The organism is Rathayibacter rubneri, from assembly GCF_023743255.1.
Classification (GTDB): Bacteria; Actinomycetota; Actinomycetes; order Actinomycetales; family Microbacteriaceae; genus Rathayibacter; species Rathayibacter rubneri.
In genome coordinates, this window is record NZ_JAMRYM010000130.1 from 1 (window position 1) to 6848 (window position 6848).

Below are 6848 nucleotides of genomic sequence, written 5' to 3' on the forward strand. Positions count from 1 at the left end.
CCGTGGCGCACGTCCTTCCGCTCCGATGAGGAGGGCGAAGGCGGCGGAGGCGGCCGAGAGGAGGAACGCCTCCGGGATGCGCGCGGCGTCGGTGGGCACGGAGGCGCAGGCGGTCACCGCGAAGACCGGGAAGAGCGGGCCGGGCGGGTGCCAGTGCAGGGCGTCGGTGAGGTAGACGGCGGCGACCGCGACGGCGACGACCACGGGGATGATCAGCCACTCGCGGGCGGGGGAGAGGGCGACGGCGGTGCCGATCGTGACCGTCGCGACGAGGTAGCCCGCGGCCGAGAGCTGCATCCGCAGGCGCGGGCGGTGGGTGTGCTGGCGGCCGTAGAGCGCCGTGAAGGCGCCGAAGGTGGCGTAGAGCGCGAGGTCGGTGCGACCGAGGGCCCAGAGCACGAGGAGCGGCACGGCCATCGAGACTCCGGCGCGGATCGCGACGCGGTGGGCGCCGGCGTGCGGGCCGAGGGCGACGAGCTCCCGAGGGTGGGGGAGCAGTGGCAGCAGGGTGGTGGGCACGGGGTCCTCTCGGTGGGCGGATCCGAGCGGCGGCGGCCGGAAGTGGTTCACGGGTGAACCGGATATACTTTACTCGTGAATGACTTCGAGAGTCCAGCCCGCGATGCCGTCGACGAGATCCGCGACGGCTGGGCGGTGCTGCGGCCCGAGCTCGACACCGAGGCCGTCGACGTGATCGGCCGACTGATCCGCGCCTCCGCCCTCGTGGTGCGGGCGACGGAGGAGCGGCTCGCCGCCCACGGGCTCACCCGCGGCGAGTTCGACGTGCTGACCACGCTGCGCCGGGCCGGGGAGCCGCGGTCGCCGAGCGCGCTGCGGACGATCGGGCTGGCCTCGGCGCCGGCGATCACCAAGCGGCTGCACGCGCTCGAGAAGCGGGGGCTCGTCGTGCGCTCGGCGAACCCCTCCGACGGCCGGGGAGCGCTGATCGCCCTGACCTCCGACGGCGTCGAGCTGGTCGACCGGGCGTTCCCGGAGGTGCTGGCCGTCGAGCGCGACCTGCTCGCACGGGTGCCGTCGACGCAGAGAGCGGAGGCGGCGCGCTCGCTCCGCGCGGTGCTCGCGAGCGTGGAGGCCGCGCACGAGCGCTGAGCCCGCACGGCGCCCGCCCCGGCGCGCTCGCTACCGTGGGGGCATGCGCCTGACCTCCAGCTTCACCGTGGCCACGCGGCCGCCGCTGCTGCAGCTGGTCAAGACGGCCGTCGCCACCGCCGTCACCTGGGGGATCGCCGCCGCGGTCTTCCCCGACACGCTGCCGGTGTTCGGCGCCATCGCGGCGCTGCTCGTCGTGGCGCCGAGCGTGAACCAGTCGTTCGCGAAGGCGCTCGAGCGCAGTGTCGGTGTGATCCTGGGCGTCGTCCTCGGCTCGGTCATCGGCACGCTCTTCGGCGGCGAGAGCGTGATCGTGCTGATCGCGATCGTCGCGGCGATCGCCGTGGGCTGGGCGGTGCGGCTGACGCCGGCGTCGGCGGTGCAGATCCCGATCAGCGCGATGCTCGTGCTCTCGGTGGGCGCCGTCACTCCGAACTACGCGGTCGACCGCATCGTCGAGACGCTGATCGGGGCGGCGGTCGGAGTCGTCGTCAACGGTCTGATCGTGCCGCCGGTGGTCCTCGGTCCGGCCGAGCGGGCAGTGGGCGATCTGACGGCCCAGGTCGCCGCGGCGCTCGACGACCTCGGCGACGCCCTGCAGTCCCCGGTCGAGCGGAGGCGGCTCGACGAGCTGCTGATCAACGCCCGGCTGCTGCAGACGATGCAGCTGAAGGCCGAGGCCGCGATCGCCACCGGCGAGGAGTCGCTGCGGCTGAATCCGCGCCGCTCCGCGCACCGCGACCGGCTCGAGGCGCTCGACTCCGTCACTCCGCGGCTGGCCAGGATCGTGACCCGCGTGCGCGGGATGACCCGCACCGTGCACGACCTCTACGACGTGGAGCTGGTGCGCGAGCCGACGATCTCGGACATCGCGGTGCAGCTGCACCGCGCGGCGCACGACCTGCGGCTGCTGGTGCAGTCGGCGGTGGACGTGCCCGAGCCGGAGGCGATCACGGACGAGCTGCCCGCGCTCACCGCGCCGCTCGTGATCGCGACACCGCATCCGGAGCACTGGATCCTGGTGGGGGCGCTCGCCGAGGATCTGCGCCGGATCCGCGAGGAGATCGTGGGCGAGGAGTCCTGAGTCTCGACGGACTCGGCCCCACGGATCGAGCCCCTGCGCGCTCAGCCCCTCTGCGCGTTCTCGGCGTCGTCGTCGCGCAGGGCGGCCGGATCCGTCGCCTCGGCGTGCTGGGTCTTGCCCTCGGCGATGAGCGTGTCGTCGTCGGTGAGGATGCCGACCAGCTCGGTCACCCGGCCGCGGGCGGCGCCGAGCGGATCGGCGACGGCGGCGTCCTCCTCGGAGTGGTCGATGTCGGCGTCGGGGTAGCGCTTCAGCTCGGCCTCGTCGCGATCGGGCTGCGGGGCGCGCGCGTGCTCGACGCAGAGCCGCGCCACCTCCTCGGCGTGCGCGTGCATGACGGAGTGCGCGGCCTCCGGGATCTCCCACGCGCGGGCGAACGGCATCGACCCGGCCAGCTCCTCGATCCACTCCCGCGGCACGAGCCGGTCGTGCTCGCCCCGGATGAGGAGCGCCGACGCCCGGATGCGGGGCACCGTCCGCTCGATCGGGTAGTGCATCATCTCGGGCAGCACCCGCGAGAACCAGCGCGGACCGCAGAGCAGGTAGGCCCCCGCGGCCAGCACGGCGACCCGCCGCGGCTCGCGCAGGCTCGACTGGGCGAAGCGGAGCCCGGCGATCGGCACCCGGCGCTCGTGCCTGTTCATCACGGGGCCCAGCAGCACGATGGTCGTGAGCTCGGGGCGCTGCGCGGCCAGCTCGGCGACGACCTGGGTGCCCATCGAGTGCCCGAGGACGACCGGGTCCTCGAGGCCGAGCTCGTCGATCACTCGGCCGACGAGCGCGGCGTAGTCGGGGATGGTCATGTGGCGGGCGTGCGGCGGGTGCGGGACGCCGCCGAAGCCGGGCAGATCGAGGGCGTGCACGGGGCCGAACTCGTTGAGCGCGGGGGCGAGGCGCTCGAAGTAGGTGGCAGCGACTCCGATGCCGGGGACGAGCACGAAGGTGCGCTCGCCCGTGCGGCCCACGGTGCTGACGCGGGCCCACACGTCGTCGTGCCGGATCCGCTGCACGGAGACGTCGGTGCGCCTGTACCGGCGGCGCGGATCGCGGCGGCGGGAGCGGGCGGTGGCGAACGCGTCGCGGAGGCGGGCGCGGGCGCCGAGGGCGACCGAGCGGAGGCTTCGGGGCACGGGCGCCTCCTTCGACGGCGGGGTGGTCGCAGTGAGCCTAGGGGCTCGCCGGAGCCCTCAGATGAGCATGTCCTCCGAACGGTGGAGGATCAGCCGCGCGGGACCCAGGTGGAGGACGCCGTTGCCCAGGGGCGCCGTGCGCACGCCGCCGCGTCGCCGCAGGGCCTGGTGGGCACCGGGTGCGAGGGCGGTGTTCATCCAGGCGCACGGGTTGGCCGGGCGGCCGCCCTGGAACTCGATCCGCTGATCGTCCTGCTCGAGGGCGAAGGTGCGGCCGGCGAGGGCGTCGACGTCGGCGCCGCGGACCGTGATGTTCCTCCGGGCGTCGGAGGGATCGAACGGCGCCGCGCCGAGCTCGGCGGCGGCGTGCTCGAGCGACTCGATCGCGAAGAGCGTGATCGCCGCAGTGCGGTGCGCCCGCTGGGCGAAGTAGCGGTCGCCGACGATGCCGAGGCCGGCGCGGATCTCGATCCGATCGGGCTGCTCGTTGCCCTCGAACGGGATCGGGCCGTCGGCGGGCCGGCCCTCGTAGCGGTGCAGCGGCGACACGACGAAGCGCACGATCTCGATCGAGGCGGCTTCCATGCGCTCCACGCTACGCGGGCGCGGCAGGCGGAAGGGGGCGCCGGGACGTCGACGAGCGCTGATCCGGTCGCCCGGGGAAGTCGACCCGGACCTCGGCGGTGTCGGCCTGCTCGCCGCATCCGACGCCGTTCGGTTCGCGGATGCCGCTCCACACGACCGGGTGGTCCGCGTCGAGCACCGTGCGGCCCGCGAAGTCGACGGCGCTGACCGCGATCTCGTCGGGCAGCTCCTGGCCGATGCCGAGGAGCCACGGTCCGCCCACGTTGTGCGCCCTGAAGTACTCGCGCATCTCGTCGTCCGCGGCGACGTCGGACGCCGTCGAGCACGTGTCGCCGACGCAGACGGTGACGTCGGCCACCTCCTGCAGCCCCGGCCCGCTGCCCACCACGAGGACGGAGTTGTGCCAGCCGATCTCGGTGCAGGAGGACCCGGCGGTGGTGCAGCCGCCCAGGGCGAGCACCAGGAGGAGCGCCGCACCCGTTCCCGCCCCGCGCCCCATGCCTCCGACTGTAGGTCTTCCCGCCATCGCACGGCAGGCCTACAGTGAGCCGCGATCCCGATCCTCTGGAGGCGCCGTGTCCCTCGTCCGCGTGCACAACTTCTCGGTCTCGCTCGACGGCTTCGGCGCCGGAGAGGGGCAGACGCTCGAGGCGCCGTTCGGCCACGCCGGGCACCGGCTGATGGGCTGGGCCACGGGCACCCGCACCTTCCGCGACATGGGTCTGCCCGGTGACGGACCCGGCTCGCGCGGAGTCGACGACGCCCTCGCGAGCGGCTGGGGAGAGGGTATCGGCGCCGAGATCATGGGGCGCAACAAGTTCGGCCCCCAGCGCGGGCCGTGGGAGGACGAGGACTGGCGCGGCTGGTGGGGCGAGGACCCCGTGTTCCGCACGCCGGTCGTCGTCCTGACGCACCATCCGCGCCCGGTCCTCGAGATGGCCGGGGGCACGAGCTTCCACTTCGTCGACGCCGACCCCGCGACCGCGCTCGCGAGGGCGCGCGAGCTGGCCGGCGGTCTCGACGTGCGGATCGGCGGAGGCGTCGCCACGGTTCGGCAGTTCCTCGAGGCGGATCTGATCGACCACCTGCACGTGGTCGTCGTGCCGATCGTGCTGGGCCGCGGCGAGCGGCTGTGGGACGGGCTCGAGGGGCTGGAGGAGCGCTTCGACATCGAGGCCGTGCCGTCGCCGTCCGGAGTGGTGCATCTCGTGCTGGAGCGGAAGGCCCGGTAGCCGCGTCCCGACTACTCTGGAGAACCACATGGCATCCGACAGCGAACCCACCGTCATCCTCACCGATCCTCTCGAGGAGCGCCTGCGCGCCCAGGTCGCCCGCGAGGGCGAGCGCACCGTCGCACTCCGCTCCGCCGCCCTGCTGACGGGCGGCTACGAGGGGGAGTCCTTCCTCCTCGTGGTCGGCGGCGAGCACGCCGACGGCGTGCTGAAGGGCGCACCGTCGCTGTACTGGCCCGAGCTCTGGGGCGCCCGCGCGCTGCTCTACGTCTGGGACGACGAGGCGGCCGACGCGGTCGTCGCGGGTCTCGCGAACTCCTCGTGGCGGGTGCGCGAGATGTGCGCCAGGGTCTGCACCGAGCGCGTCCTCGGCGGCCAGAAGAAGCTCGCGCGCCTCACGACCGACGAGCACCCGCGCGTGCGATCGGCGGGAGCGCGTGCGCTGCTCGCCGTCGCGACCGCGGGCATCCGCTCCGGACGCGACGAGAAGGGCGAGTTCGCGTCGAGCGTCGAGCAGACGCTCACGGCGATGCTCCGCGACCCCGACCGCGACGTGAAGCGGGCGGCTCAGCAGGCGATCGACTCCCTCCGGAGCGCGCGGGCCTAGGGCTGCTCACCAGGCACTGGAGCGTCACCCGCCTCCGTCGCGACGCTGGACGGCCCGAGCGATCAGGTCGCGCAGGCGTCCGGATCCGGAGACGTGCAGATCGCGCAAGGGCGCACTGAGGATCGACCGGGCGGCGGTCTCCTCGAGGCCCCTGTGCCGGGCGATCGCCTCGACGACGCGTTCCTCGTCGGTGATCCCGGAGATCTCGCGGACCAGGGCCTCGAGGAGGGGTCCTGCGGCGAGCACGGCGGTGAGTCGAGCGATCTCGTCGTCGAGGAGGCGTCTGCGTCGAGCAGGGCCCGGTCTCACGCTCTCCCTCCGCCGCTCGAGGATCCGATCCGCACCGAGCTCGACGGGCAGGATCGGCGCGCGCAGGTCGGTCGCCACCAGGACGGCGTGCACGTCGTGCGCTCCGGGCTCGAGATCGCGCCACGCTCCCGAGTCGATCGACACCGGGAGGCGTGCGTACTCGCCCGGGTCGAGCGGCACGGCGGGCGTCTGCGCGAGCGCCGCCCAACCGACCGCTCCCGAGGCCGTCCCCCGCGGGACGATCGTCCCGACGACGTGGAAGACCCGGCCGCGAGCGGGCACCCACCGTTCGGGCCCGGTGTTGACGGCATCGACGACGTAGACCTCGGGATCGGCCGCGTCCGTGACGACGGCGGGCCATCGCAGTGTCAGGGAGTCCATCCGTCCACGCTCCCACTCCGCGGCCGACGGGTCGAGGCCGGATCCGCGCGAGTCCTCCGGACTCGCGTCGAGGCTCAGCCGCCGACGGTCGAGCCGAAGCCCGACTTGCCGGTCGAGCCGAAGCCGCCCGAGAGCGTCTGCTTCGAGCCGACGGTCGCGCCGGCGGGGGCCCTCTGCACGACGTCGGGCTGGGTCGCCCCGCGGGCGGCGAACCCTCCGCTCGTCACGGGCGCCCAGCTGGTCGCGCGCGTCGAGTTCCAGCGCGAGGACGCGAAGATGAGCGGGCCGAGCCAGAACCCGCCCGCGTAGTGGCCGCGGTACTCGTCGGTCGCCTCGCAGAGCTGCTCCGGATCATCCGCCACGGTCTCGCCCTCGGCCTGCAGCTTCGCGATCTGCTCGCGGACGTCGGC

The 6848-nt window shown here is 74.0% G+C and carries 9 protein-coding genes and 1 pseudogene; 4 read left to right on the forward strand and 6 right to left on the reverse strand.

The window, feature by feature from the left end:
* Positions 1 to 519, reverse strand: a pseudogene (locus NB037_RS17795) (FUSC family protein); the annotation flags it as partial.
* A gap of 75 nt (positions 520 to 594) precedes the next feature.
* Here NB037_RS17795 and NB037_RS17800 point away from each other — a divergent pair.
* Together NB037_RS17800 and NB037_RS17805 are read left to right on the forward strand one after the other, a co-directional pair.
* Positions 595 to 1110 (forward strand): MarR family winged helix-turn-helix transcriptional regulator, encoded by a 516-nt coding sequence (locus tag NB037_RS17800; RefSeq protein ID WP_251948157.1) that lies wholly within the window; start codon positions 595 to 597, stop codon positions 1108 to 1110.
* 43 nt (positions 1111 to 1153) lie between these two features.
* On the forward strand, positions 1154 to 2194 hold the full coding sequence (locus NB037_RS17805; RefSeq protein ID WP_251948158.1) for an FUSC family protein: 1041 nt from the start codon (positions 1154 to 1156) through the stop codon (positions 2192 to 2194).
* A 41-nt stretch (positions 2195 to 2235) separates the two neighbouring features.
* Here the strand turns inward: NB037_RS17805 and NB037_RS17810 are convergent, their stop codons facing one another.
* The 3 genes from NB037_RS17810 to NB037_RS17820 are packed head-to-tail and all read right to left on the reverse strand — an operon-like array spanning position 2236 to position 4408.
* A complete protein-coding gene (locus NB037_RS17810; protein ID WP_251948159.1) occupies positions 2236 to 3324 on the reverse strand; it encodes an alpha/beta fold hydrolase in 1089 nt (362 codons plus the stop codon).
* Positions 3325 to 3381: 57 nt separating this feature from the next.
* The gene (locus NB037_RS17815) at positions 3382 to 3909 is read right to left on the reverse strand and encodes an MOSC domain-containing protein (RefSeq protein ID WP_251948160.1); all 528 of its coding nucleotides are present in this window, start codon (positions 3907 to 3909) and stop codon (positions 3382 to 3384) included.
* Between the two features lie 10 nt (positions 3910 to 3919).
* Positions 3920 to 4408 (reverse strand): hypothetical protein, encoded by a 489-nt coding sequence (locus tag NB037_RS17820; protein ID WP_251948162.1) that lies wholly within the window; start codon positions 4406 to 4408, stop codon positions 3920 to 3922.
* Positions 4409 to 4484: 76 nt separating this feature from the next.
* Here NB037_RS17820 and NB037_RS17825 point away from each other — a divergent pair, with 76 nt between their 5' ends.
* Together NB037_RS17825 and NB037_RS17830 are read left to right on the forward strand one after the other, a co-directional pair.
* Entirely contained in the window at positions 4485 to 5141 is a 657-nt protein-coding gene (locus NB037_RS17825; RefSeq protein ID WP_251948164.1) for a dihydrofolate reductase family protein, read from the forward strand.
* 28 nt (positions 5142 to 5169) lie between these two features.
* Positions 5170 to 5748: a HEAT repeat domain-containing protein gene (locus NB037_RS17830; RefSeq protein ID WP_251948166.1), complete on the forward strand. Its 579-nt coding sequence runs from the start codon at positions 5170 to 5172 to the stop codon at positions 5746 to 5748.
* Positions 5749 to 5772: 24 nt separating this feature from the next.
* Here NB037_RS17830 and NB037_RS17835 read toward each other — a convergent pair whose 3' ends face one another.
* Together NB037_RS17835 and NB037_RS17840 are read right to left on the reverse strand one after the other, a co-directional pair.
* The gene (locus NB037_RS17835) at positions 5773 to 6438 is read right to left on the reverse strand and encodes a hypothetical protein (protein ID WP_251948168.1); all 666 of its coding nucleotides are present in this window, start codon (positions 6436 to 6438) and stop codon (positions 5773 to 5775) included.
* Positions 6439 to 6512: 74 nt separating this feature from the next.
* Positions 6513 to 6848 (reverse strand): hypothetical protein (locus NB037_RS17840; protein ID WP_251948170.1); only part of this gene is annotated, 336 nt, incomplete at its 5' end.